Here is a 261-nt window from a genome sequence, read left to right on the forward strand (position 1 = left end):
TGCGGCTTTAAAAAGTTCCCATATTACAGAGACATCTTTAAAGATTAAATCAAAAAGGATGATTACAATAACCAGCACAATACTAAAGCCAATGTGAGTTCTTTTGCGTATGCCTTTTTTTGAAGCTTCTGGTTTGTTTTCAATATCCAAAATATCAAAACAAAAAGACGTAGTTAACGATGTTAATGCAGAATCTGCACTAGAATAAGCAGCTGCAATTAATCCCAATAAAAAGAAAGCAGAAGTAACGACACCTATTTC

The 261-nt window shown here is 33.0% G+C and carries 1 pseudogene; it reads right to left on the bottom strand.

The window, feature by feature from the left end:
- A pseudogene (locus tag ACRHOZ_RS21090) lies at positions 1-261 on the bottom strand (sodium:solute symporter); the annotation flags it as partial.

Origin of the sequence: Flagellimonas flava, assembly GCF_050617915.1 — a bacterium.
Lineage (GTDB): Bacteria > Bacteroidota > Bacteroidia > Flavobacteriales > Flavobacteriaceae > Flagellimonas > Flagellimonas flava_A.